21 protein-coding genes and 2 pseudogenes are annotated in these 25,021 nt (G+C 71.7%); 9 read left to right on the top strand and 14 right to left on the bottom strand.

From position 1 onward, the window contains the following. Positions 1–136 precede the first annotated feature (136 nt). The 4 genes from ACLZN2_RS45170 to ACLZN2_RS45155 all read right to left on the bottom strand — a co-directional run bounded on the left by ACLZN2_RS45170 (position 137) and on the right by ACLZN2_RS45155 (position 4,558). Entirely contained in the window at positions 137–640 is a 504-nt protein-coding gene (locus tag ACLZN2_RS45170) for an ATP-binding protein (RefSeq protein ID WP_416985732.1), read from the bottom strand. A gap of 324 nt (positions 641–964) precedes the next feature. Further along, positions 965–1,732 carry an enoyl-CoA hydratase/isomerase family protein gene (locus ACLZN2_RS45165; RefSeq protein ID WP_359288662.1) on the bottom strand — a complete coding sequence of 256 codons (768 nt, stop codon included), beginning with the start codon at positions 1,730–1,732 and terminating at the stop codon, positions 965–967. 77 nt (positions 1,733–1,809) lie between these two features. Continuing rightward, positions 1,810–3,054, bottom strand: coding sequence for a L,D-transpeptidase (locus ACLZN2_RS45160; protein ID WP_416985730.1), 1,245 nt, complete (start codon positions 3,052–3,054; stop codon positions 1,810–1,812). A gap of 262 nt (positions 3,055–3,316) precedes the next feature. After that, positions 3,317–4,558, bottom strand: coding sequence for a L,D-transpeptidase (locus ACLZN2_RS45155; RefSeq protein ID WP_416985728.1), 1,242 nt, complete (start codon positions 4,556–4,558; stop codon positions 3,317–3,319). 155 nt (positions 4,559–4,713) lie between these two features. Between ACLZN2_RS45155 and glgX the strand changes: the two genes are divergently transcribed. After that, positions 4,714–6,948: a glycogen debranching protein GlgX gene (gene glgX / locus ACLZN2_RS45150; RefSeq protein WP_416985727.1), complete on the top strand. Its 2,235-nt coding sequence runs from the start codon at positions 4,714–4,716 to the stop codon at positions 6,946–6,948. On the opposite strand, the gene ACLZN2_RS45145 is transcribed toward glgX, so the two are convergent. Then, on the bottom strand, positions 6,902–7,402 hold the full coding sequence (locus ACLZN2_RS45145) for a hypothetical protein (RefSeq protein WP_416985725.1): 501 nt from the start codon (positions 7,400–7,402) through the stop codon (positions 6,902–6,904). The genes glgX and ACLZN2_RS45145 overlap by 47 nt on opposite strands. A gap of 156 nt (positions 7,403–7,558) precedes the next feature. Here ACLZN2_RS45145 and ACLZN2_RS45140 point away from each other — a divergent pair, with 156 nt between their 5' ends. Both ACLZN2_RS45140 and ACLZN2_RS45135 read left to right on the top strand, forming a co-directional pair. Then, positions 7,559–8,380, top strand: coding sequence for a polysaccharide deacetylase family protein (locus ACLZN2_RS45140; RefSeq protein ID WP_416985724.1), 822 nt, complete (start codon positions 7,559–7,561; stop codon positions 8,378–8,380). Next, positions 8,380–9,567, top strand: coding sequence for a YncE family protein (locus tag ACLZN2_RS45135; RefSeq protein ID WP_416985722.1), 1,188 nt, complete (start codon positions 8,380–8,382; stop codon positions 9,565–9,567). Before ACLZN2_RS45140 ends, ACLZN2_RS45135 begins: the two co-directional genes overlap by 1 nt. On the opposite strand, the gene ACLZN2_RS45130 is transcribed toward ACLZN2_RS45135, so the two are convergent. After that, positions 9,568–10,203 carry a GNAT family N-acetyltransferase gene (locus ACLZN2_RS45130; RefSeq protein ID WP_416985720.1) on the bottom strand — a complete coding sequence of 212 codons (636 nt, stop codon included), beginning with the start codon at positions 10,201–10,203 and terminating at the stop codon, positions 9,568–9,570. Positions 10,204–10,347: 144 nt separating this feature from the next. On the opposite strand from ACLZN2_RS45130, the pseudogene ACLZN2_RS45125 reads away from it, so the two are divergent. From ACLZN2_RS45125 to ACLZN2_RS45110, 4 genes and pseudogenes are all read left to right on the top strand, one after another. Beyond that, positions 10,348–10,590: pseudogene (locus ACLZN2_RS45125) on the top strand (hypothetical protein); the annotation flags it as partial. 68 nt (positions 10,591–10,658) lie between these two features. Then, a complete protein-coding gene (locus ACLZN2_RS45120) occupies positions 10,659–11,051 on the top strand; it encodes a hypothetical protein (RefSeq protein ID WP_416985762.1) in 393 nt (130 codons plus the stop codon). Positions 11,052–11,099: 48 nt separating this feature from the next. Continuing rightward, positions 11,100–11,312: an EF-hand domain-containing protein gene (locus ACLZN2_RS45115; RefSeq protein ID WP_416985719.1), complete on the top strand. Its 213-nt coding sequence runs from the start codon at positions 11,100–11,102 to the stop codon at positions 11,310–11,312. Positions 11,313–11,399: 87 nt separating this feature from the next. Next, positions 11,400–13,829 (top strand): tetratricopeptide repeat protein, encoded by a 2,430-nt coding sequence (locus tag ACLZN2_RS45110; RefSeq protein WP_416985718.1) that lies wholly within the window; start codon positions 11,400–11,402, stop codon positions 13,827–13,829. Between the two features lie 9 nt (positions 13,830–13,838). Here ACLZN2_RS45110 and ACLZN2_RS45105 read toward each other — a convergent pair whose 3' ends face one another. From ACLZN2_RS45105 to ACLZN2_RS45080, 6 genes and pseudogenes are all read right to left on the bottom strand, one after another. Next, the gene (locus tag ACLZN2_RS45105) at positions 13,839–15,632 is read right to left on the bottom strand and encodes a hypothetical protein (RefSeq protein WP_416985717.1); all 1,794 of its coding nucleotides are present in this window, start codon (positions 15,630–15,632) and stop codon (positions 13,839–13,841) included. Beyond that, positions 15,626–16,993, bottom strand: coding sequence for an L-serine ammonia-lyase (locus tag ACLZN2_RS45100; RefSeq protein ID WP_416985716.1), 1,368 nt, complete (start codon positions 16,991–16,993; stop codon positions 15,626–15,628). Before ACLZN2_RS45100 ends, ACLZN2_RS45105 begins: the two co-directional genes overlap by 7 nt. Positions 16,994–17,050: 57 nt before the next feature. Next, positions 17,051–18,331, bottom strand: a complete 1,281-nt coding sequence (gene glyA / locus ACLZN2_RS45095; protein WP_416985715.1) for a serine hydroxymethyltransferase — start codon at positions 18,329–18,331, stop codon at positions 17,051–17,053. A gap of 22 nt (positions 18,332–18,353) precedes the next feature. Continuing rightward, positions 18,354–19,535, bottom strand: coding sequence for an NAD(P)/FAD-dependent oxidoreductase (locus ACLZN2_RS45090; RefSeq protein ID WP_416985713.1), 1,182 nt, complete (start codon positions 19,533–19,535; stop codon positions 18,354–18,356). Between the two features lie 153 nt (positions 19,536–19,688). After that, positions 19,689–20,822, bottom strand: a complete 1,134-nt coding sequence (locus ACLZN2_RS45085) for an aromatic ring-hydroxylating oxygenase subunit alpha (RefSeq protein WP_416985711.1) — start codon at positions 20,820–20,822, stop codon at positions 19,689–19,691. Between the two features lie 152 nt (positions 20,823–20,974). Continuing rightward, positions 20,975–21,085, bottom strand: a pseudogene (locus ACLZN2_RS45080) (alcohol dehydrogenase catalytic domain-containing protein); the annotation flags it as partial. Positions 21,086–21,302: 217 nt separating this feature from the next. On the opposite strand from ACLZN2_RS45080, the gene ACLZN2_RS45075 reads away from it, so the two are divergent. Both ACLZN2_RS45075 and ACLZN2_RS45070 read left to right on the top strand, forming a co-directional pair. Next, positions 21,303–22,094 carry an IclR family transcriptional regulator gene (locus tag ACLZN2_RS45075; protein ID WP_416985710.1) on the top strand — a complete coding sequence of 264 codons (792 nt, stop codon included), beginning with the start codon at positions 21,303–21,305 and terminating at the stop codon, positions 22,092–22,094. A 203-nt stretch (positions 22,095–22,297) separates the two neighbouring features. Then, entirely contained in the window at positions 22,298–23,092 is a 795-nt protein-coding gene (locus tag ACLZN2_RS45070) for an IclR family transcriptional regulator (protein ID WP_416985709.1), read from the top strand. 78 nt (positions 23,093–23,170) lie between these two features. Here ACLZN2_RS45070 and ACLZN2_RS45065 read toward each other — a convergent pair whose 3' ends face one another. After that, entirely contained in the window at positions 23,171–23,620 is a 450-nt protein-coding gene (locus ACLZN2_RS45065) for a dihydropteroate synthase (RefSeq protein ID WP_416985708.1), read from the bottom strand. A gap of 140 nt (positions 23,621–23,760) precedes the next feature. Beyond that, a complete protein-coding gene (locus ACLZN2_RS45060; protein ID WP_416985707.1) occupies positions 23,761–24,627 on the bottom strand; it encodes a bifunctional methylenetetrahydrofolate dehydrogenase/methenyltetrahydrofolate cyclohydrolase in 867 nt (288 codons plus the stop codon). Positions 24,628–25,021 lie beyond the last annotated feature (394 nt).

The raw sequence follows: 25,021 nt of genomic DNA, 5'->3' as shown, positions 1-25,021 counted from the left end.
GAGCCTACGGATCGCCACTGACATCGCCCACCGAGTTTCGACCGGTCCCCCCTCGGGCGCTGGACCTACGACCTGCGCGTTCGAGGGGGTTGTGGCCCCTTGCGGGTGAATCTGAGGAGGGTGCGCGTGGGCTTCGTCAGCGGTCCGCGACGCGCATCTCGAACCACGTCGTCTTGCCGCGTGGCAGCAGGTCCACGCCCCAGCGGTCGGAGAGTTTGTCGACGAGGAAGAGGCCGCGGCCGCTGACGTCCATTTCCTGGACCGGCATCAGGCAGGGCAGACCGCGGGAGGGGTCGCGGACCTCGACGCGGATCCAGCCGCGGCGCCGGCGCAGTCGGAGGCCGAAGACGCGGGCGCCGGTGTGGCGTACGGCGTTGCCGACGAGTTCGGAGACGAGGAGGACCGTGTCCTCGGTCATCTTGGGGGACAGTCCCCACTGGCGGAGCACGACGACCTGGGTGAGGCGGCGGGCCGTGGCGGCGGACTCGGGGCGGGAGGGGAGCGGAATCTCGCCCTCCGTGGGGTTGCCGAACAACTCCAGCGCCTTGAGCGCCCGTTCGTCCTCGACCGCAGGCGACCAGCGTGCCGCGGCCACGCGCCCGTGCCCCCGCGGCTGTTCGATACCCTCCAGCCCCGCCATGCCCCCATCATGGCCGCCCGGAGCCTCCTTGGGGGCCGTTCCGGCGGAATACGCCCCCTGGGCGACCCCGTTCCACGGAGTGCGCCCGGCATATGCCGGGGGCATGCCGGAGTCCAGAAAAGCCGCGTTGACCTGCGGTGACGGATCCTGTGCGGGCAATCGCCGGTCTCCCTCGACAAGGCGGCTCAGGGTCGACCCAAGGTTCCCATGAACCGCCCCTTCGAGGGACCCGGACGGGACATCCCGGATGAGACATCCCGTCAATTGCAACCGAACACGGCCGTGTTCAAAGAGATCTGCCTCACATGGCCGAGAGGGCGGGTGTCAGAGGAACTTGGCCTTGCCCGGTCCCTCCTCGACGAAGCTGCGCATGCCGATCTCGCGGTCGGCGGTGGCGAACAGACCCGCGAACCAGTTGCGTTCGACCGCGAGGCCGGTGTCGATGTCCGTCTCCAGGCCGGTGTCGATCGACTCCTTCGCCGCGCGGAGTGCGAGCGCCGGGCCCTGCGCCAGCTTCGCGGCCCACGCGTGCGCCTCCGTGTACACCTCGGCCGCCGGGACCACCCGGTCCACCAGGCCCAGGGTCAGCGCCTCGTCCGCCTTCACCATCCGGCCGGTGAAGATGAGGTCCTTCGCCTTGGAGGGGCCGACCAGCCGGGCGAGGCGCTGGGTGCCGCCCGCGCCGGGGATCAGCCCGAGCAGGATCTCCGGCTGGCCCAGCTTCGCGTTGTCGGCGGCGATCCGGAAGTCGGCGCAGAGGGCGAGCTCGCAGCCGCCGCCCAGCGCGTAGCCCGTCACGGCCGCCACGACCGGCTTGGGGATCCGGGCCACCGCGGTGAAGGAGTCCTGCAGGGCGCGGGAGCGCAGGACCATCGCCGTGTGGTCCATGTCCTGCATCTCCTTGATGTCCGCGCCCGCCGCGAACACCTTCTCCCCGCCGTACACCACGACGGCGCGGACGTCGTCCCGGCGGGTCGCCTCCTCGGCCAGCTCCTTGAGCCGGTCCTGCGTGGCGACGTCGAGGGCGTTCATGGGCGGGCGGTCGAGGCGGATCGTGCCGACGCCTTCGGCGACTTCGAGATGAACGGTCATGGCAGCAGGTTAACCATCACTAACGGCAGCGGGCCCGGTGCCGTTGGTCACAGCACCGGGCCCGAGGCGAAGGGGGCCTACTTGGTCCACTCCGCCCAGGAGAGGTTCCAGCCGTTGAGGCCGTTGGCCGGGTCGACCACCGGGTCGGTGGAGTTCTTCACGTCCACCACGTCGCCGACGATCGAGTTGTTGAAGAACCACGCGGCGGACACGGTGCTGTCGTAGCCGCCGCGCACGTCGCGCAGGCCGATGCAGCCGTGGCTGGCGTTGTAGTTGCCGAAGGCGTCGCCGCCCCAGTAGTTGCCGTGCACGAAGGTGCCGGAGTTGGTCAGCCGCATGGCGTGCGGGACGTCCTTGATGTCGTACTCGCCGTCGTAGCCGACGGTGTCGCCGTTCATCCGGGTCACCGTGAACTTCTCACTGATGACCATCTGGCCGTTCCAGGTGGCGTAGCCGGCCTTGCCGGTGGTGACCGGGATGGTCTTGTAGAGCTTGCCGTCCCGCATGACCTTCATCGTGAGCTTCTTGGCGTCCACGATCGACACCTGGCTGCGGCCGATGGTGAAGGAGATGGTCTTGGACTGCTCGCCGTAGACGCCCTTGCGGCCCTCGACGCCGTCCAGGTTGAGCTTGACGGTGACCTTGGTGCCGGCCTTCCAGTATTTCTCGGGGCGGAAGTCCAGCCGGTCGTTGCCGAACCAGTGGCCCTGGACGTCGACGGCCGGCTCGGTCGTGATCTCGATGGCCTTCTTCACGTCGTCCGGCTTCGTGATGCCGCGCGTGAAGCGCACCGAGAACGGCATGCCGACGCCGACGGTGGAGCCGTCCTCGGGCGTGAAGTTGCCGATGAAGGTGTTCTGCGGGCTGAGCGTGGTGAAGGAGGAGTCCTCGGCGGACGTACGGCCCTCGGAGTCCTTCGCGACCGCGTGCACCTGGTACTTCGTCGAGGCCGCGAGGTGCGTCGCGGGAGTCCAGCCGGTGCCGTCGGCCGAGATCGTGCCCTTGATCGCCGTGCCGTCGTCGTCCTTGACGGTGACCTCGGTCAGCTTGCCGTTACTGGCGCTCACCTTCAGGACGCCGCTCGTGTCGACGTCCTGGGCGCCGGTCTTCGGGGCGATCGTGACGACCGCCTCCGACTGCTTGCTCGCGGCAGCCGTGCTGCCCTTGCCGTCCTTGTCCTTGGCGTCGGACCCGGAGTCCGAGCCGCCCCCGCCGCACGCCGTGACGGCGAGCAGCATCCCGCCGACGATCAACGCAAGGCGCTTGTTGCGGCCGCGTGAGCGGCCCGCGATCGATGCCCCCGATATCGGTCGCACGTTCAAGTCGTTCTCCCCTCCCAGGGCCTGGTCAGGCCCCCACCCCCGCGCATCCCGCGCGATCATTTGGGCATACTAAACCGCACGGTTTTGAGCGGCGTGTCAGGTGAATGTCACCGTTCCGTCGCAACTTGGACCATGGTCGCGGAAGGATGGTTGCGCGGCGGGGAGAGGCCGTTCGGGGCGGAATGCCGGGCGGAATACCGGGGGGATTGCCGGGCGGATCGTCAGCGGCTGCCGGACGCCCGCCGCAGGGGACTGCCGGAGGCTATTCGGCGCTGTCCGCCGTCCACTCCTCCCAGCTCATGTTCCAGCCGCCGAGCCCGTTGTCCGGCGACACCTCCTTGTCCTTGCTGCGGACGACCTCGACGACGTCCCCGATCAGCGAGCGGTCGAAGAACCAGCCGGCGGGCGTGTCCGAGCCGCCGCCCCTGACGTCCCTCAGGCCCACGCAGCCGTGACTGACGTTGGCGGTGCCGAACACGTCCGGCTCCGCCCAGTAGTTGCCGTGCAGGAAGGTCCCGGACTCGGTGAGCCGCATGGCGTGCGGCACGTCGGGGATGTCGTACTCGCCCTTGCCGTCCTTCTTCTTGAAGCCGACCGTGGCCCCGTTCATCCGGGTCAGTTCGAGCATCTCGGTGACGACCATCTTGCCGTTGTACGTCGTCGTCTTCGGCGCCCCTGCCGTGATGGGCACGGTGGCGATCAGGTCGTCCTCGCGCCACACCTTCATCGTGTGCTTCTCCGCGTCGACGAGGGAGACCTGGTTGCGGCCGACGGTGAAGGAGTACGTCTTGTACTGCAGCCCGTAGACCCCGGGCGCGCCCTCCACGTCCCGCAGCTTCAGCGCGACCGTGACCTTGGTGCCGGGCTTCCAGTAGTCCTCGGGGCGGAAGTCGAGGCGGCCGCCGCCGAACCAGTGCGGCCGGATCTCCACGGCCGGCTCGGCGGTGACCTCGACCGCCCGCTCCACGGCGGCCCGGTTCTCGATCTCCCGGCTGAAGTCCAGGGAGACGATCATCCCGGTGCCGACGGTGGAGCGGTTCTCCGGGGTGACGTACCCGATGAAGCGTTCCTCGGGCACGTGGGTGGTGAAGGTGGTGTGGCGGGCCGAGCGGTCGCCGTCGCCGTCCAGGGCCACGACGTCGACCGTGTAGCGCGCGGCCAGCGCCAGCCGGTCGCCGTCCGGTCGCCAGCTGCGCCCGTCGGCGGAGATCCGCCCAGGCACCCTCGTCTCCTGGGCGTCCTGCGACCGCACCACCTTCACCGACTCCAGCCGTCCGTCCGGCACCCGGACCAGCAGCCCCGTCTCCGGGCGCACGCCCTTCGCGCGGTCGTCGGGGATCACCCGGATGACGTCCTCGGGGGCCGCCGGTCTGCCGAGCATCCGGTCGGCCCCGCTTCTGCCGTCGCCCGTGCAGCCCGCCGCCCCGGCCAGAAGTCCGGCCCAGGTCACTACGGCGGCCACTGCGACGCCCGCGCGCCGTGCGCGCCCATGTACGTGCCTCACGGCATGTCCAACGACCGGGTGCGCCCCGGGGAAACGTGAGTGCGAGGCGCGCTCTGGGCAGAACAGGGGGAGGACGACAGCGCGAGGCGGCGGCGGCCGGGACGCCGTACACCCCCCCCCGTACGTCGTACCCACGAGCCGCGGGAGGCTGAACGGTGTCCAGCGCAGCCGAGCAGGAGGCGGTGGCGGAGGAACGCGCCACGCCGGACACCCGACTGAACGGGGTGTCCCAGAAGGTGCCCGGCGTGCCCGTGCGCCCGGGCGCGTCCACCCCGCTCGGCGCCCGCTTCCGGGTCGGCCCGGACGGGGTCGCGGGCACCAACTTCGCGCTGTGGGCGGGCGGGGCGGAGGCGGTCGAGCTCTGCCTGTTCGACGAGGCCGGCCGTGAGACACGCGCCGCGCTGACCGAACTCACGCACGAGATCTGGCACGGCTTCGTCCCGGGTGTGATGCCGGGCCAGCGCTACGGCTTCCGGGTGCACGGCCGCTGGGACCCGTGGACCGGCGGCCGCTGGAACCCGGCGAAGCTGCTCCTCGACCCCTACGCCCGCGCGGTCGACGGGGAGTTCGACCTTCCCCCCGAGGTGTACGGGCATGTCAGGGACTGGCCCCAGCAGCAGGTCGCGGACACCGTGCGCGACGAACGCGACTCGGCGCCGTACGTCCCGAAGGGCGTCGTCGTCCACGATGACGACGACTGGGCCGACGACCGCCGCCCCAAGACGCCCTGGGCCGACTCGGTCATCTACGAACTGCACGTCAAGGGCTTCACCCAGCGGCACCCCGGCATCCCCGAGCGACTGCGCGGCACCTACGCCGGTCTCGCCCACCCGGCGGCGGTCGAGCACCTGGTGAGGCTGGGCGTGACGGCGGTGGAACTGCTCCCGGTCCACCAGTTCGCCCACGAGGACCATCTGCTCCGCCGCGGCCTGCGCAACTACTGGGGCTACAACTCCATCGGCTACTTCGCCCCGCACGCGGGCTACGCCTCCTCCGGTACGACGGGACAGCAGGTCGGCGAGTTCAAGCGGATGGTGCGCGCCCTGCACGCCGCCGGCATCGAGGTGATCCTCGACGTCGTCTACAACCACACCGCGGAGGCCGGCGAACTCGGCCCCACGCTCTCCCTGAAGGGCATCGACAACCGCGGCTACTACCGCCTCCAGTCCGACGCCCGCCGCTACGCCGACTACACCGGCTGCGGCAACACCCTGCACGTGGTGCAGCCGCACGTGCTCAGGCTGATCACCGACTCCCTGCGCTACTGGGTCACCGAGATGGGCGTGGACGGCTTCCGCTTCGACCTCGCCGCCGCCCTCGCCCGCTCCATGCACGACGTCGACATGCTCTCCCCGTTCCTCGCGGTCATCGCCCAGGACCCGGTGCTGCGCCGGGTGAAGCTGATCGCGGAGCCCTGGGACGTGGGCTCGGGCGGCTACCAGGTGGGCGCCTTCCCTCCCCTGTGGACCGAGTGGAACGACCGCTACCGCAATGCCGTGCGCGACTTCTGGCGGCACGCGCTGCCGGACGTACGGGAGATGGGCTACCGCCTGTCGGGCTCCAGCGACCTCTACGCCTGGGGCGGGCGCCGCCCGTACGCCTCGGTCAACTTCGTGACCGCCCACGACGGCTTCACCCTCCGCGACCTCGTGTCCTACGACCGCAAGCACAACGAGGCCAACGGCGAGGGCAACCGGGACGGCACCGACGACAACCGGGCCTGGAACTGCGGGGCGGAGGGGGAGACGGACGACGAGCGGGTACGGGCGCTCAGGCGCCGGCAGCTGCGGAACCTCCTCACCACCCTGCTGCTGTCGACCGGCGTGCCGATGCTGGTCGCGGGCGACGAGCTGGGCCGCACCCAGGGCGGCAACAACAACGCCTACTGCCAGGACAACGAGACCGGCTGGGTGGACTGGAGCCTGCTTCAGGAGCCGGGGTGGCGCGCGCTCTTCGAGCTGACCTCCCGGCTGATCGCGCTGCGGCACCGGCATCCCGTGCTGCGGCGGCGCGCGTTCTTCTCCGGCCGGGCCCACTCGGCCGACGGACTGCGCGACCTGGCCTGGTTCACGGCACGGGGCGCGGAGATGACCGAGGACGACTGGTACGCCCCCGCCGCGACCCTCGGCATGTACCTCTCCGGGCGGGACATCCCGGGCCGCGACGACCGGGGCGCCCCGATCACCGACGACAGCTTCCTCGCGGTGCTGCACGCCGGTGACCGACCGGTGAGCTTCGTCCTGCCGGGGCCGCCGTGGGCGGAGCGCTACGAGGTGGTCGTCGACACGTCCAGGGAGGACCAGAGCGAGGCCCCGGGCGTCGTCCACCGGGCGGGGGAGGCGGTCACGGTGCCGGCGCGGGCGGTGGTGCTGCTGCGGGTGGCGGGGTGAGCCGTCGCTCCTCCCAGCACTCCGTCAGCTCCCGGGCCTTCTCCTCGAACCGCGCGTCGGCGAACGACGTCGGCGCGGGCAGGGTCACGCGGCGGCCGTCCTTGAGGTACGCGACGACCTGGCTCACCCCGAAGGTGCGGCGGACCACCAGATGCTCGATGCCGGCCCAGGGGAAGGTGCGGCGCTCTCCGTGCACCACGACCAGGGCGTCCTCGGTGAGGATCACCCCGCGGCCTCGCCCCGTCAGCGCCAGGACGGCGACGCCGAAGAGGGACCAGCCGACCATCCGCCCCAACTCGCCCGCGCTCATCGGATCGTCGGTGAAGAGGAGGCCGACGTACAGCACCACCGAGGCGGTCAGGAAACCGAGGGCGCCGGGGAGGACGCGCTGCGCGAGTCCGAGCCGGAACCCCCGTGCGGAGCTCTGCGCGGCGCGGGGAGCGGAGGAGTTCAAGAGGACCACCGTTCGCTGAGGGGCTCCAGGGTGGCATGCCGGGCCGGGCGGGGTGCAGGGGGATGCGCGCCCCGGGCGGCGCGGGGAGGCACGGCCGACGCCGTCTCCGGCCGCCACGCGGGGGAATGAGCCTGTTTCTTGCTGTTTGCCCCTTAAATGGTGCGGGTGACTTCGACCGACCGCCGTGCCGCGCTGCGGGTGGGTGCCGGGCTGGTCGCCGGGGGTGCGTTCGCCGGTGCGTGCTCCACGTCCGGCTCCGCCTCCCGGCCCTCGTCCGGCGCGTCCCCCGGCCCGCCCTCGCCCCCGTCACCCGCACCGGCCTCCGCCACCTCCCCCGCCGGACCCCGGCCCGCCCCGGCCCCCCGCGCCTTCCCCGGACAGCCCGCCCAGATCACCCACGGCCCCCGCGGCCGGCCCCGGGTCGCCCTCACCTTCCACGGGCAGGGTGAACCGGCCCTCGCCGAGGCCCTCCTGGCGGAGGCCGAGCGGCACGGGGCGCGGGTCACCGTCCTCGCCGTCGGGACCTGGCTCGACGAGCACCCGGGCCTTGCCCGCCGGATCCTCGACGGCGGCCACGACCTCGGCAACCACACCCACCGGCACCTCGACATCAACGCCATGGCCGAGGCGGAGGCGCGCGCCGAGATCGCCGAGTGCGCGCTACGGCTCAAACGGCTCACCGGGTCGGTCGGAACCTGGTTCCGGCCCTCCCGCACCGCGCTGGCCTCCCCGCTCGTCGAGCGGCTGGCCCGCGCTGCCGGCTATCCCCACGTCCTGTCCTACGACGTCGACTCCCTCGACTTCACCTCACCCGGCGCCCCCGCCGTCACGGCCAACGTCCTGCGCGAGGTCCGCGACGGATCCGTCGTGAGCCTGCACTTCGGGTACGCGGACACCCTCGCCGCGCTCCCCGCCGTACTGGACGAACTCGCCCGCCGCGGACTGCGCGCGGTCACCACCACGGAGCTGATCGGCTGATGCGACCCACACTCCTCACCCGCGCCCTGCTCACCGGCACCGCACTCGCGGCCCTGACCGCCGTCGCCGCCTGCGGTGGCCAGGCCCAGGACGCCTCCGACCGGGCCACCACCAAGGCCGCCGTCCCCGCCCCGGTGAAGAAGAAGCCGGTCGCGAGCGGGCTGCCCGGCATGCCGCCCGTCCTCGACCCGAAGGACGTCTACGCCGCCGACCGCCCGAACAAGCTCTCCCCGGTCGTCAAGGACTTCCCGTCCCGCGTCTACGTCCCCAACACCGAGTCCGACACCGTCTCCGTCATCGACCCGAAGACGTACCGGGTGATCAGGACCCTGCACGTGGGCCGGCAGCCGCAGCACGTCGTGCCCTCCTGGGACCTGAAGACGCTCTGGGTCAACAACAACCGCGGCCACACCCTCACCCCCGTCGATCCACGGACCGGGAAGGCGGGCAAGCCGGTCGAGGTGCACGACCCGTACAACCTCTACTTCACGCCCGACGGCAAGTACGCCGTCGTCATGGCCTCCCTCGACCGCGAACTCGTCTTCCGCGACCCGCACACCATGAAGCGGATCAGGACCGAACCGGTCACCTGCTACGGCGTCAACCACGCCGACTTCTCTCCCGACGGGCGGTACTTCATCGTGTCCTGCGAGTTCAGCGGTGAGCTGCTGAAGGTCGACACCGCGAAGATGAAGGTGATCGGGCAGCAGAGACTTCCCTTCAAGGGCGCCATGCCCCAGGACGTCAAGATCTCACCCGACGGCAGGCGGTTCTACATCGCGGACATGAAGGCCGACGGCATGTGGATCCTCGACGGCGACACCTTCACCGAGCCGTCCTTCCTCCCCACCGGCAAGGGCACCCACGGCCTGTACGTCAGCCGCGACTCCCGCGAGATGTACGTCTCCAACCGGGGCGAGGGCACGATCTCCGTCTTCGACTTCGCGAAGGGCGAGGTCACCAGGAAGTGGCGGCTGCCCCAGGGCGGCAGCCCCGACATGGGCGGCGTCTCGGCGGACGGCAACGTCCTGTGGCTCTCCGGGCGCTACGACGCCGAGGTGTACGCCGTCGACACCCGCACCGGCAGGCAACTCGCCCGCATCCCCGTCGGCAGCGGCCCGCACGGCCTCGCCGTGTACCCGCAGCCCGGCCGCTACTCCCTCGGCCACACCGGCATCTTCAGGTAGTCAGAGCCTGGCGGTCAGCAGCAGCTCCGCGCCCACCGCCGCATACCCCGCCGCCTGGAACGCCCGTACGCTGCGGGCGTTCCCCGGGGCGACCTGGGCCCACACCGGCTCGTCGGCCAGATGCCGGGCGGCGGTCACCAGCAGCCGCCCGAGGCCCCGGTGCCGTAGCGGCTCGTCCACCTCGACCGACACCTCCAGCCGCCCGCCGATCCCGCGCCCCGTCACCAGCACCCCGCCGTCCGCCGACCACGCCCGCACGTCGTGCCGCCGGCGCAGGGCGTAGCGGATGCGGGGATGGTCCCGGTCCTCGATCTCCGTCAGCGGCAGCGGCGGCCCGCCCGGCAGCGGGGAGCCCACCAGCATCGCGTCGATCGTCTCGGCCGTACGCCCCGTGCGGTCCATGAGCGCCGCGAGGAAGCGCGGGTTCATCGAGGCGGAGAGCGCGTCGCAGTCCACGGCGCGCAATGCGTCGTACACCCACGCCGGGTCCTCGTCGGTGAAGACCACCGAGTGCGCGGTGAAGGCGAGGACGCCCGCGTCGCGCGGGGACAGCTGCGGTACGACCGTCGTGCGGCCGTCCTCCGGCGGGAAGACACCGTGCGCGACCCCGTCGAGAATGTCCCGCAAGGTCTCCACCGCGCCGCTCCTTGAGTCTCCACCCACTGGAAGGCCCAGACTCGCAGACATGATCGACCACGGCACCGGCCTTTTCGCCATCGGCGAGCTGGCCCGCGCCACCGGACTGACGGTGCGCACCATCCGCTACCGAACGCTTGCATAGTGATCCACCCTTCAGGGCGGAGTTGTCGGACCTACCGCCGGACGGGCGGGAAGTCAGGCCTGCGGAGGCCGTGTAAGACCGACTCTCACCGGTCGGCAGTGGCCCGTGAAACAGGAACCCAAGGTGGCACCCCGGAGGGTGCGGGCCGGAATCTCCCGCCCTCGGGCAGGAGAGGACGTCAATGGTCCGACGAGGGTGTCCTGACCCCCGTCATCCGCTCCACGGGCGGCTATCGGCTCTACGACGCCGAGTCCGCCGCCCGTTTGGAGCTGATCCGCGCCTTGCGCGAGCTGGGCCCTCGGCCTTGCAGGTGGACGCCTGGGTGGAGCTGGCCGAGCTGCTCCAGGATCCGGGGTTCCGGGCGCAGATGCGCCAGGTCGCCGAGTCCAACGCGGCGGACCGGGGGCCCGACGTGCCGGCCGGGGCGTCGATGTGGTTCGCCCGGCGGATGGTGCTGCTGGCGGCACAGGCGCGCGAGCGCGGCGTCGCCCCCGACTCCCCGGAGGCGGCCGAGGTGATGCGGGAACTGCTCGGTGACGCGGACCCGGCCCAGGTTCTCGAACGCCTGACGTCCCCGTCGAACAACCAGGTCGCCCGCTACCGCGAGTTGCTGGTGACCGTGAAGGGGCAGGCGCCCGAGGCGGCCCACCGGGAGGAGTTCGCCTGGGTGGTCGCCGCACTGGAGGCACACACGGGCAGCTAATCTGACCTGCGTCAGTACGACGTAAGAGACGAAAAAAGGGGCGGATCGGTGGCCGACATCGAAGAAGCACGCACGCAGTTCCAGCGCATCGACACGGACGGCGACGGGTTCATCACCGCCGCCGAGTTCAAGACCGCCCTCGCCCAGGAGGGCGACTGGAACGTCACCGAGTCGGTCGCCGAGGCCATCATCAAGACCCGCGACCTGAACGGCGACAAGGTCCTGTCGTTCGACGAGTTCTGGGCGTACCTGGGCAAGTAGGCCAGGGAAGGGGGGCGTCCCGTACGGGGACGCCCCCTTTAGGCTCGTCGATACCATTGCGGGAACGGCGAGTTGGGGGAGTCCGGAGTGGAACCGTTGTTGGGCATGGTGGTCGCCGCTGTCGGTACGGTCGCCTCGGGTGCTCTTTCCGGAGCGGGCGGCGAGATGGGTCGGCGGACCTCCGAGAAGCTCTTCGACCTGCTGAGGCGGGGCCGCGCCGGAGACGGGGAGGCGGACTCCGGGGCCGGAAGCGGAGACCCGGGTCCGCCCACACTGCCGGTCACCGAGCACGAGCGGACGGCGGCCGCGGCGCGGCTGATGGAACTCGCCGACAGCTCACCGGAGTTCGCGCGCGAGGTGACGGAGTGGGTGCGCGAGGCATCCTGGCTGGCGCCGCGGGCCGTGGCCGCCGTGGCGCACGACGCCTCCCGCCCACGGATGCTGCCGCCGACGACCGCGGTGTTCACCGACCGCACGGATGTGCTCGCGTGGATCACGGCGCTGCTGGACGAGGACGACCGCCCGCCCGGTGCGCCGGTGATCGCCGCCCTCACCGGGCCCGGTGGCATCGGCAAGACCGCCGCCGCCGTCCACTGCGCGTTCGAACTGGGGGAGCGGTTTCCCGACGGCTCCCTGTACGTGGACCTGGAAGGCGCGTCGGCCGCCACCGCTCTCGACCCCTCCGACGCGCTCGCGCGGTTCCTCGAACGGCTCGGGGTACCACCCGCCGCAATGCCGGGCGACGAAGCGCGGCAGCGCGATCTGTACCGGGACTGCATGGCCGACCGGCGCATGATCGTCGTCCTGGACAACGCCCACGACGACGCCCAGGTCGTTCCGTTGCTCCCCGCCTCGCCGGGGTGTCTCGTCCTGGTGACGAGCCGGCACCGGCTGGGGCGCCTCGTGGCCGGTCACGGGGCCCGGCCGTTCCCCCTCGGGCCGCTGTCGACCGAGGACTCCGTCAGCCTGATCAGACGTGTCGTCGGAGGCGACCGCCCGCCCGCCCCGGACGCGGTCGTCCGGGCCGTGGCGGAAGGCACGGGTGGGATCCCCCTCGCGGTGTGCACCACGGGCGCCGGCCTGGCCGTACGGGAGCACCTGACCTGGGAGCGCGTCGCGCGCCGGCTGTCCGACCGGATCCACGCCCACGACCAGGAAGGCACCGCCGTGCCAGAGGGAAGCCCCGACGCGTCGGGAACCCCGGCCGACCCCGTCCGTCTAGCCCAGGACGTCTCCTACCGCGAACTGACCCCCGCCGGTGCCTCCCTCTACCGCGCGATCGCGGTGTGGGCGTGGCCGACCGTGACCGTCGGCTGCGCCGCGCAGGCCGCAGGCGTCGGTGAGGCCGAAGCCCGCACGCTCCTGGAGGAGCTGGCCCGAGCGCACCTGCTGGAGGAGGTCGGGGAGGAGCGCTACCGGTTCCACGACCTGACCCGGGCGCACGCCCGCGAACTGGCGGCCTCCGAGGACGGCCACGGCCGCATGGCCGCCGCGGTCCGCCGGGTGGCCGTCGCACAGCTGCGCTTCGCGGCGGGCGCCGACTTCCGCGTCATGCCGCTGCGCTGGCGGCTCGGCCCCGCCTATCAGGGGCTCACGCTCCCGGACAACCGTGACCCGGCGGACGGCAGGCGCGCGCTGGCGGAGCTGCGCCGCGAGCGGGAGAACCTCGCGGCCGTCGTCCGGGCCGCCGCGCACCACGGCTTCGACGACCTCGTCTGGCAGCTGTGCGAGGCAATGTGGGGCCTGCATCTGCTGCTCGGCTTCCACGCCCAGTGGATCGACACGCACCTGCTCGGAGTCGAGGCCGCCCGGCGTAGCGCGGCGGAGTTCGGCGACCCGCGTGCCGTGGGCCGTATGGGGACGCAGCTCGCCTTCGGCCATATGGGGCTCGGCCAGGCAGCCGAGGCCGAGTCCGCCCTCGTGCGGGCCCGGGCGGCGGATCGGGCCTGCGGCCATCATCGGGGGGAGGCGACCGCGGTCGAGGCGCTGGGGCTGCTGCACCTCAGGCAGTGGGAGTTCGCGGCGGCCGAGCGGTGCTTCGAGGAGGCGCAGGAGATTCTGGGCCGTATCGGCCGGGGTGAGGACGGCTGGGAGGACGTGCCCCGTGCCGGCGCCCTGCTGGAGCACCACATCGGCCGCGCCCGGACCAGGCAGCGGCACTTCCCCGCCGCCGTCGCCCGGCTGAACGACGCCCTCGCGCGCTTCCGTGCCCTGCCGGGCGGCGACTCCTACAACGAGGGCCGTGTCTACATGAGCCTGGGCGACGCACACCTGGAGGCGGGCGACGCCGAGCTCGCGCGCGTATGCCTGGACGAGGCCGTCAAGGCCATGACCGACGCGGGCGCGGGGCTGCAACTCGCCGACGCCCTCGTGACGAGGGCCGAGTGCCATCGCGTCCTGGGCCGCCCGACGGAGGAAGCGGAGGATCTGCGCACCGCCACCGCGTGCTTCGAGGAGAACGGTGACCAGGCCGGTCTCGCACGGGTGCGGGCGCGACTGGCCGAAGCGCAGGCGTGAGGACCCCACTCAGGGGGCAAGCGGCCCGACGGCGACGCGGTGCGCCGCGGCACCCGTACGCACGGTGATCTCACGGCCCGGCAGCGGCAGCGACCCGCCGCTCGCCAGCCAGGCGTAGAGCGCGGAGGCGTAGACGGCGGGATCGCACAGGTCGGGCCGCCCGTCGGGATCCGTGGCGGCGGCCAGCCGCAGGAGGTCTCCCTCACGGGTGCGTACGACACACCGGTCCGGTCCGTCGACGTAGGCGGCCAGCCCGCAGTACGGGTGGCGGTCGAGCGCCTCCGACGCCCAGGCGGCCGGCGGGCCCAGCCGCGGGTCGTCCCCGGCCGCATGCCGTACGACGACGTCGGCGACGCTCAGCCGGCCGGTCTCCCGTGTCTCCTCGTCGACCACCGTGTGCGCGGTGTCGGCCCGCACCCCCCGGTCTTCCGACGGGTCCGGCTCGTCACCGGCGACGGCGTACCGGACGACGGAGACGTCCGGCGGATCCGTGCCGATCAGCCGGGCGAGAACCCGGATCGGGGCGGTGACGCGGGCGGGGAGGTACGGCGGCAGCGGCAGCGGGTCGAGCAGCGCCGGGTGGCCTTCGGGCTCCGGGAGGTCCATGAGGCCGTAGAACAGACGGCGCAGGAGGACGGCCGACTCTCCCGGTGACGAACTGGTCTGCTCCGCCAGTTCCTTGTACCGGCCGGGTTCGTGCGAGGCGATCGCGCGGTCGATCTGTGCGCGGAGGCTGCCGCGGCGCACGAGTCGGGGGGCCGTACGGCCGAGGGCGGCCACCGGGGAGAGCGGGTCGAGGTCCTCCTGCGGGAAGGCGCCGAGGACGACGGGGACGCCTATGGCCGCCGCGTAGTAGGTGACGCTGGAGTGGTCCCCCACGACGCAGTCGGCGGCGATCAGGGCCTGTCTCCATCCGTCGAGCGGCGCGATCGCCTCAAGACCGGCCCGCCGCGCGTTGTCCAGCCACGCACGGACCTGCCCGGGGCCGTGGCCGTACCAGATGTTCGGATGCAGAACAGCAGTCGTCCGGTACTCGTCGGCGGGCAGCTCCGCCGCCAGACGTGACAGCAGCCAGGGCAGCAGATCATCCGTGTCGCCCTCGCCGGCTCCGCCGAAGAGGGAACGCGGGGCCCAGGTCGAGCTGACGACGATCAGCCGTCGGCCGGGCCCCACCCCCAGAGCTCGGCGGAAGCGCTCGCGCTGGGGGAGAGCGGCGAGGACACGGTCGTAGCACGGGTCCCCCGCGAGCACCGCGGTGGGCACCGCCTCCGGACAGGCCGCGCGCAGCCTCTCCAGCTGTTCCGGATGCGAGAGGACCGTGGCGGTCGCGAGCGGACGTCCGCCCTCCAGGAGCCACTCCGGCGACAGCCCGAAGACCGGACGTCCGGTGTCCGGTGTCCGGTGTCCGGTGTCCGGTGTAGCCAGCCTTTTATTGTAGCCAACCCCGTGCGACAGCACGGCCAACTTGGCCTTGATCGCCCCGAGTTCACCGCCGTAGCTCGCCGTCACCGCCAGGTCGAAGGTTGTGTCCTTGGCCTGTTCCCAGGGGAGTAACGGCAGCCCTGCCCGCGCCAGCAACTCCGGTACACCGGCAAGGAAAGGGGACGACCCAGTGCAGGTGGCGAACATCTGCACCCGCACATCGCCGTGGAACAGCGGAAGTACGTCCAGCAGGCGGGTCGCGGACGTCACGTTGTGCACGATGAACAGGACGCGCCGACAGCCCACGCGTGTGATCCATCGCTCCGCGTCCTCGCCCACCGGCACTCGCAAGCGTGCTGTCAGGGCCCGTTCTCCTAGCACTCGATGATGTTCACCGCGAGCCCGCCCCGGGCCGTCTCCTTGTACTTCACGCTCATGTCCGCGCCTGTGTCCTTCATCGTCTTGATGACCTTGTCGAGGGACACCTTGTGGGAGCCGTCGCCGCGCATGGCCATGCGGGCGGCGGTGACGGCCTTGACCGCGGCCATGCCGTTGCGTTCGATGCAGGGGATCTGGACCAGGCCGCCCACGGGGTCGCAGGTGAGGCCGAGGTTGTGCTCCATGCCGATCTCGGCGGCGTTCTCGACCTGCTCCGGGGAGCCCCCGAGGACCTCCGCGAGGGCGCCGGCCGCCATCGAGCAGGCGGAGCCGACCTCGCCCTGGCAGCCGACCTCGGCGCCCGAGATGGAGGCGTTCTCCTTGAACAGCATGCCGATCGCGCCGGCGGCGAGCAGGAAGCGGACCACGCCGTCCTCGTCGGCGCCGGGGACGAAGTTGACGTAGTAGTGCAGGACGGCGGGGATGATGCCCGCGGCGCCGTTCGTGGGGGCGGTGACGACACGGCCGCCCGCGGCGTTCTCCTCGTTCACCGCCATCGCGTAGAGGGTGATCCACTCCATGGCGTGCGCCAGCGGGTCGCCGTCGGCCCGCAGCTGACGGGCGGTCACGGCCGCGCGGCGGCGTACGCGCAGACCGCCCGGCAGGATGCCCTCGCGGGACATGCCCCGTGAGACACAGGCCCGCATGACCCGCCAGATGTCGAGGAGGCCCTCGCGGATCTCCTCCTCGGTGCGCCAGGCCCGCTCGTTCTCCAGCATCAGGGACGAGATGGACAGGCCCGTCTCCCGCGTCAGGCGCAGCAGTTCGTCGCCCGTGCGGAAGGGGTATTTCAGGACCGTGTCGTCCAGCTTGATGCGGTCCGCGCCCACCGCGTCCTCGTCGACGACGAAGCCGCCGCCCACCGAGTAGTACGTCTTCGTCAGCAGCTCCGCGCCCGAGGCGTCGTAGGCCCGGACGCTCATGCCGTTGGCGTGGTACGGGAGTGCCTTGCGGCGGTGCAGGACCAGGTCGTCGTCGAAGGAGAACGGGATCTCGCGCTTGCCGAGCAGCCGCAGCCGGCCCGACTCCTTGATCTGCTCCACACGCTCGTCCGCGGTCTCCACGTCCACCGTGCGCGGAGAGGCGCCCTCCAGGCCGAGCAGGACCGCCTTGGGGGTGCCGTGGCCGTGGCCGGTGGCGCCGAGCGAGCCGTACAGCTCGCAGCGGACCGAGGCGACGGAGTCCAGCAGGGCGTCGCCCCGCAGGCGCCGCGCGAACATGCCGGCCGCGCGCATCGGGCCGACCGTGTGGGAGCTGGACGGGCCGATGCCGATCGAGAAGAGGTCGAAGACGGAGATGGCCACGGGCATTCCTTACCGAGAGGGTGGGGGCACACGCCTTCGGGTACCCCCACCAGGGAACTACTTGGTCAGACCGGGGTAGAGCGGGTGCTTGTCGGCGAGGGCCTGGACCCTGGCCTTCAGGGCTTCGGCGTCGGCCTCCCCGAAGGGGGAAGGCGCCTTGAGGGCTTCGGCGATGACGTCGGCGACCTCGGCGAAGTCCTCGGCGGTGAAGCCGCGGGTGGCCAGGGCCGGGGTGCCGATCCGCAGGCCGGAGGTGACCATCGGCGGGCGCGGGTCGTTCGGGACGGCGTTGCGGTTGACGGTGATGCCGACCTCGTGGAGCCGGTCCTCGGCCTGCTGCCCGTCCAGCTCGGAGGCGCGCAGGTCGACCAGGATCAGGTGCACGTCCGTGCCGCCGGACAGGACGTTGACGCCTGCCTCGCGGGCGTCCGGCGCCGTCAGCCGCTCGGCCAGGATCCGCGCGCCCTCGACCGTGCGGCGCTGGCGCTCCTTGAAGTCCTCCGAGGCGGCGACCTTGAAGGAGACCGCCTTGGCCGCGATGACGTGCTCCAGGGGGCCGCCCTGGAAGCCGGGGAAGACGGAGGAGTTCAGCTTCTTCGCGAAGTCCTTCCTCGCCAGGATGATGCCGCCGCGCGGGCCGCCGAGGGTCTTGTGGGTGGTGGAGGTGACCACGTCCGCGTACTCGACGGGGTTGGGGTGCAGGCCGGCGGCGACCAGACCGGCGAAGTGCGCCATGTCGACCCACAGGTACGCCCCGGTGGCGTCGGCGATCCGGCGGAACTCGGCGAAGTCCAGCCGGCGCGGGTACGCCGACCAGCCCGCGATGATCACCTTCGGGCGGTGCTCCAGGGCGAGCTTCTCCACCTCGGCCATGTCGACCAGCCCGGTGGCCGCGTCGACGTGGTAGGCGACCACGTCGAACTGCTTTCCGGAGAAGTTCAGCCGCATGCCGTGGGTGAGGTGGCCGCCGTGGGCGAGGTCCAGGCCGAGGATCGTGTCGCCGGGCTGGGCCAGCGCGAACAGGGCGGCCTGGTTGGCGGAGGCGCCGGAGTGCGGCTGGACGTTGGCGTACTCGGCGCCGAACAGGTCCTTGATCCGGTCGATGGCGATCTGCTCGGCCACGTCGACGTGCTCGCAGCCGCCGTAGTAGCGGCGGCCCGGGTAGCCCTCGGCGTACTTGTTGGTCAGGACCGAGCCCTGTGCCTCCATGACCGCGAGCGGAGCGAAGTTCTCCGAGGCGATCATCTCGAGCGTGGACTGCTGGCGGTTCAGCTCGGCGTCGACCGCGGCGGCGATCTCCGGGTCGAGCTCGTGCAGGGACTGGTTGAGCAGGGTCATCGACGTTTCCTCGCGTGGGGGCTCAGTGGGCGGCGGCCGGGACGGCGGGGACGAGGGTGCGGCGGAGCCGGTTGAAGAACTTCGGCTGGTTGAGGGAGAGCACGGCGACGGGGGTGCCCTCGCGCCGGTAGACGGTCGTGAAGGAACGGCTGTCGAGGTCGCCCTCGACGACCTCGGGCTCGGCGCCGGGAGCGACGTACCCGGCGAGCTGGATGCGCACCCCGTACTGGTCGGACCAGAAGTACGGCGCGGTGCGCGGAGCGGGGGCGGACACCCCGGTGAGCAGCGTGCGGGCGGCGGTCCTCGCCTGCTCGCCGGCGTTGCTCCAGTGCTCGATGCGGGCGTGCCGTCCGGTGAACGGGTGCGGGCACCGGGCGACGTCGCCGACGGCGACCACGCCCGGGAGACCGGTCGAACAGCCGGCGTCGCAGACCACGCCGTCGTCCACCGGCACTCCGGATCCGGCGAGCCAGTCGGTGGCGGGCCTGACGCCCACGCCGACCACGACGACGTCGGCGGGCAGCAGTCGCCCGTCCGCCAGCAGTACGCCCGTGACCCGGTCCTCGCCGGTGAGTCCCGCGACGCCGGTTCCGCACAGCAGGCGAACCCCGTGATCGGTGTGGAGCGAGGAGCACAGCAGCCCCATCTCGCGCCCGAGTTGGCGTTCCAGCGGTACGTCGAGCGCCTCGACGACGGTGACGTCGAGGCCGAGTCCGCGGGCCGTGGCGGCCACCTCGGCGCCGATGAAGCCGGCGCCGATGACGACGATCCGGGGCCGGCCGTTCGTCAGTTCGGCGCGCAGGGCCAGGGCGTCGTCCAGGGTGCGCAGGGTGTGGACGCCGGCCAGGCCGTCCGTGCCCGGGAGCGTGCGGGGAGCGGCGCCGGTCGCGATGACGACCCCCTGGGTGCGCACATGCCGTCCTCCGGCCAGGGTGACGGTCCGGGCGCCGGCGTCGAGCCGTACCGCGCGCTCGCCGAGCAGCCACTGCACGTCCAGGTCCTCGTACTCGGCCGCGTCACCGAGCGCGAGCGCGTCGGCGCCGAGGTCGCCCTTGAGGAAGTCCTTGGACAGCGGCGGGCGGTCGTAGGGAGTGTGGCGCTCCTCCCCCACGACGACGATCTCGCCGTCGTAGCCCTCGGTGCGCAGCGCGCGGACCGTGCTCAGGCCTGCCAGCGACGCTCCGACGACGGTGATGCTCCTCATGCGGGCTCCAGACTGGCTGTCTCACATGGCACAACGACATCCGTTATGCGCAACATGGTTTGGGTGGGACGCGGGGGTTGTCAAGAGGGTGGAGGCCCGTCCGCCTGCCGGAGGGACCACGACAGCGGGCGGGCGGGCGGTCTCGGGGGCAGGTCAGTGCGCGGGACGCACGTCGAGCTTGTTCTGCAGCCAGGTGTGGAACTCGCCGATGTGGTGCTCGCTGGGCACCAGCACACCGCCCTGGGTGTACGCCCGTGAGCTCATCCCCGGCTGGGTGCGCTCGCAGGCGTCGAAGTCCTGCTGGTTGACCCGGTGGAACAACTCCACCGAGCGGTCCACGTCCTTGCCGCTCTCCACGACGTGCGGGAGGTACAGCCAGTCGCACTCGACGACGGTGCGATCGTGCGCCAGCGGGTACATGCGGTGGAAGATGACGTGGTCGGGGACGAGGTTGATGAAGACCTGCGGCTTGACGGTGATCGCGTAGTAGCGGCGGTCCTGGTCCTCGGCCACGCCGGGGATGCGGTCCAGGCCCTCGGAGCCGTCGACGGTGAAGCCCTGGATCTCCTCACCGAACTCGGCGCCGTGGCCGACGTAGTACTGGGCCGCGTAGCCGTCCGCGAACTCCGGGAGGACCTCGGTGAGTTCGGGGTGGATGGTGGCGCAGTGGTAGCACTCCATGAAGTTCTCGATGATGAGCTTCCAGTTCGCCTTCACGTCGTAGGTGATACGGCGGCCCACCTGGAGGTTGTCGACGTCGTAGCGCTCGATCGACTCCAGGTCGCCGAGCCGCTCGACGACCGCGCCCTGCACGTCCGCCTCGAAGGACGGCGGTTCGTCGGCGAGGCACACCCATACATAGCCGAGCCACTCGCGGACGTGGACGTTGATCAGGCCGTACTCGGTCCGGTCGATGTCCGGCATCGAGGTCAGGTTCGGGGCGGCGACGAGCTTGCCGTCCAGGCCGTACGTCCAGGCGTGGTACGGGCACTGGAAGGCGCGCTTGACCTCGCCGGACTCCTCGGTGCACAGCTTGGCGCCGCGATGCCGGCAGATGTTCAGGAACGCCTTGATGGAGTTGTCCCTCGCGCGGGAGACGAGCACGCTCTCCCGGCCGACCTGGTACGTGCGGAACGCGCCGGGCTTGGCCAACTCGGACGAGCGGGCCACGCAGAACCACATGGCCTCGAAGACCCGCTCCTGCTCCTGGGCGAAGATCTCGGGGTCGGTGTAGTACTCGCCGGTCAGCGTGGGGATCAGGCTGGGCGGCAGGTTCGTGATGGTCATCGTGTCACCTTCGTGAGAGGTCGGACGCGCACGCGGCGGGGGTCGATCAGGGCGGGAAAGTCCCGGGAGGGCAGGCAGTCGCCGTACCAGGAGGACTTCAGGGCGCCGCCGCGGCCGAACACGTCGAGCAGCGGCGCTCCGAAGCCTGCGATGGGCGCGACATCGGTGACGCCCGCGGCCTCGTGGCCGAGCAGGAAGGGGAACTCGTCGCCGATGCCGCCCTCGCGGTAGTGCAGGTCGGTGTGGCAGACGCCGCAGGCCTCCGGGCGACGACGGCGCGTACCTCGTGCGTCACGGTCGATCCCCCCGACTCTCCCTGTTGTTGCGTATACCGCAACTCTCTTCACGATAGGCAACGCACGCCCAAACTGTCTCCTCGCGGACACCCACTGTCAAGGGGTTGGCCGAGCGAATTGGGTGTTGCATAATGCGATACCTGTTCTACATAGAGAGACGGCATTCGAAGAGCGGGAAGAGGCAATGAGCGACGGTATGGACGTCCCGGCGCAGCTGGAGTCCCCAGTGCAGTCGGTCGACCGGGCGGCAAGCATCCTCGAACTCCTGGGCCGGCACGAGGAGGCGGGCGTCACGGACATGGCCGCCGAACTCGGGGTGCACAAGTCCACGGCGTCCCGGCTCGCCACAGCCCTGGAGATGCGCGGGCTCATCGAGCAGACGGAGGAGCGGGGCAAGTACCGCCTGGGTCTCGGCCTGATCCGCCTGGCCGGTGCCGCCACGGTCCGGCTGAACCTCTCCCAGCAGAGCCGCCCGGTGTGCGAACTGCTGGCAGGCAGGGTCGCGGAGACCATCAACCTGGCCATCCTCGACCGGGACGCCGCCATCAACATCGACCAGGTGCTCGGCCCTTCGGCGGTCACCACGCACAACTGGCTGGGCCGGCGCACACCGTTGCACGCCACGTCCAGCGGCAAGATCCTGCTGGCACATCTGCCCGAGCACGAGCTCATGAACCGGTTCACGGAGCCGCTGCAGAGCTACACCTCACGCACCGTCACCGACCCCGGGACCCTCCGGGCCCAGCTGAAGGTCGCCCGCGCGGACGGCTGCGCGTACACCGTCGAGGAGCTCGAACCGGGCCTGAACGCGGTGGCCGCACCGGTCTTCACCTTCAACGGGCAGGTGGTCGCCGCGGTCAGCGCCTCGGGGCCGTCGTTCCGGCTGACCGAGCAGCGGCTGCCGGAGGTCGGCGCCGCGGTACGGGCGGCCGCGGCGGAGATCTCGGGACGCCTGGGCCATCTCCGCCGGCCCTGACCTCTTGACCACCGGGTCACCACCATTGGCCGGATGGAGAGCCGCGTGCTCGTCAACGGGAAGTGCACCGTGGTCTTCCGCTGACGAACGGTCGGCCCTAGGGTGCGGGAAGGGGGAGACGGACAGCGTCAAGGGGCCGATCGGACCCTTGTCCGGTCACTGTGCCCCTTCGCCACACATCACCCCTTGCGTATAGTTGCGCTATGAGCAACTACGCGGCAGAGGGCGCAACAGCGGGCGCGGGGAACGGCGTGCAGTCCGTCGACCGTGCCGTCAGCGTCCTGGAGATCCTCGCCCAGCGCGGCGAGGCCGGTGTCAGCGAGGTCGCCGCCGAGATCGACGTCCACAAGTCGACCGCGTTCCGCCTGCTCGGAGCGCTGGAGTCGCGGGGACTGGTCGAGCAGACGTCCGAGCGGGGCAAGTACCGGCTCGGTTTCGGCCTCGTACGGCTGGCCGGCGCGGTGACGGGCCGGCTCGACATCACCCAGCAGGGCCGGAAGGTGTGCGAACGACTCAGCGAGGAGATCGGCGAGACCGTCAACATCGCGGTCCTGCAGGAGCACTACGCCGTCAACCTCCATCAGGTACGCGGCCCCGGCGCGGTCGGCACGCACAACTGGGTGGGGCAGCTCACCCCGTTGCACGCCACGTCCAGCGGCAAGATCCTGCTCGCCCACCTTCCGGCGCAGGCACGCGCCGACGTCCTCGCGGCGTCCGGGCTGCGCAAGCTGACGCCGCACACCCTGACGGCGAAAACGAGGCTGGAGAAGAACCTCACCGAGGCGCTGGAGCGCGGATACGCGATGACGCTGGAGGAACTCGAGATCGGACTGCACGCCATGGCGGCCCCGATCCGTTCCCGCGACGGCGAGGTCATCGCCGCGCTCAGCGCCTCCGGCCCGGCGTACCGCTTCACCGAGGAACGCATCCACGCGCTCGCACCCGCGCTGGTCAAGGGCGCGCAGGAAATCAGCCACCGGATGGGCCATCTGGGCTGAGCCCCGCCCGGCCGCGGAACGCGGGACCTCTGCGCACCGTGAGCACGGGCGCACCCGGCCGGCGGGCCCGCCGCGCGCTCAGCCCGGCGGCGACGACGACGCCGACAGCGCCGACGCCATGGCGTCGACACCCCAGCGCGCGGTCACCCGTACCGCGTCGAGCGTCGAGGCGACATCGTGCACGCGCAGACACCAGGCGCCCTGCGCCGCGGCGAGCACGGACACGGCGGTGGTCGCCACGTCGCGCTCCCGTGCCGGGCGGGGCGCTCCCGTCGCCCGGTCCGCCGGCAGACGGCCCAGGAACGACTTGCGCGACGCGCCCACGAGCACGGGATGCCCCAGCGCACGGACCTCGCCCAGGCGGCCCGGCAGCTCCCAGTTGTGCTCGGGCTCCTTCGCGAAGCCCAGCCCGGGGTCGACGATCAGGGAAGCGGGCGCGATCCCCGCCTCCAGCGCGGCGTCGATCCTCGAACGCAGCTCGCCGAGCACGTCGGTCACCACGTCGCCGTAGCGGGCGTTCGCCTCCATGCCCACGGCGTGTCCGCGTCAGGGCATCACCACGTACGGCGTGCCGGCCCGCGCCATCCTCCGGCCGGGACGCGGCAGCCCGTGCGGGTGGAGCTCGGGCGTACCCGGGCGGGGAGGAGTGGTGGGGTGGGGCATGACGGTCACAGGGGTCCGGCGCCGACGTTCTTCTCGGCCGCCTCGACGACATTGGCGAGCAGCATGGCCCGCGTCATCGGGCCGACCCCGCCGGGCATGGGCGCGAGCCGGCCGGCCACGGTGGCGGCGTCCGGGTGGATGTCGCCGACCAGGCCCTGGTCGGTGCGGGTGATGCCGACGTCCAGGACCGCGGCTCCGGGGCGGAGCATGTCCTTGGTGACCAGGCCCGGCGAGCCGGCGGCCGCAATGACGATGTCCGCCTCGCGGACGTGCCAGGCCAGGCCCTTGGTGCCGGTGTGACACAGGGTGACGGTGGCGTTCTCGGACCTGCGGGTGAGCAGCAGACCGATGGGACGTCCTACGGTGATGCCCCTGCCGATCACGCACACCCGCGCTCCGTCGAGGGGCACCTCGTGACGGCGGAGGAGTTCGACGATGCCGCGCGGGGTGCACGGGAGCGGTGCGTCGACACCCAGGGCGAGCCGGCCGAGGTTGACCGGGTGCAGCCCGTCGGCGTCCTTGGCCGGGTCCATGCGTTCCAGTACGGCGTTCGCGTCCAGGTGGGCCGGGAGCGGGAGCTGGACGATGTAGCCGGTGCAGGCCGGGTCGGCGTTGAGTTCGTCGATGACGTCGTCGACCTGCTGCTGGGTGGCGTCGGCGGGCAGGTCGCGGCGGATGGAGGCGATGCCGACCTGCGCGCAGTCCCGGTGTTTCCCGGAGACGTACGCGTGGCTGCCGGGGTCGTCGCCGACCAGGACGGTGCCGAGGCCCGGCGGGCGACCGGTCGTGGCGGTCAACTTCGCCACCCGCTCGGCCAGTTCACGGCGAATCTCGGCGGCGGTCGCCTTGCCGTCAAGCAGTTGTGCGGTCACCGGCGGTGTTCCTTCCCTCGGAGTGGACGCTCACGGCGGCTGGGGCCTGTCCGGCGGATCAGGTCGGAGGAAAGCAGCGGCACCTTATCGACGCAGTGAGCGGGGCGAATGGGGGTGCCCCCGCGCGAGCTCGTTCGAGCGTGGGGGAGCGTCTGACTGCAAGGCGGAGGAGGGCGTCGACGCGATGGGGGTCCCCCCGCTCGAGCGCAGCCGAGCGGGGGGGAGTCGGCAACCGACGACAACGCCGCAGGCAGGCGTGCCAAGCCCCGCGTCTCCGACATGATCCGCCGGACAGGCCCTAGCCGCGCAGGCGGGACATGGTGGGGTCGAAGAGGGGTTCCTCGGTGACGACGGCTTGCACCCGCTGGTCGAAGTAGCCGATGTGGAGGGTGGT

Origin of the sequence: Streptomyces sp. T028 (genome assembly GCF_048159505.1) — a bacterium.
Taxonomy (GTDB): Bacteria; Actinomycetota; Actinomycetes; order Streptomycetales; family Streptomycetaceae; genus Streptomyces.
Note: the sequence above shows the minus strand (reverse complement) of the source record. Positions and strands in the feature narration are given on the sequence as shown.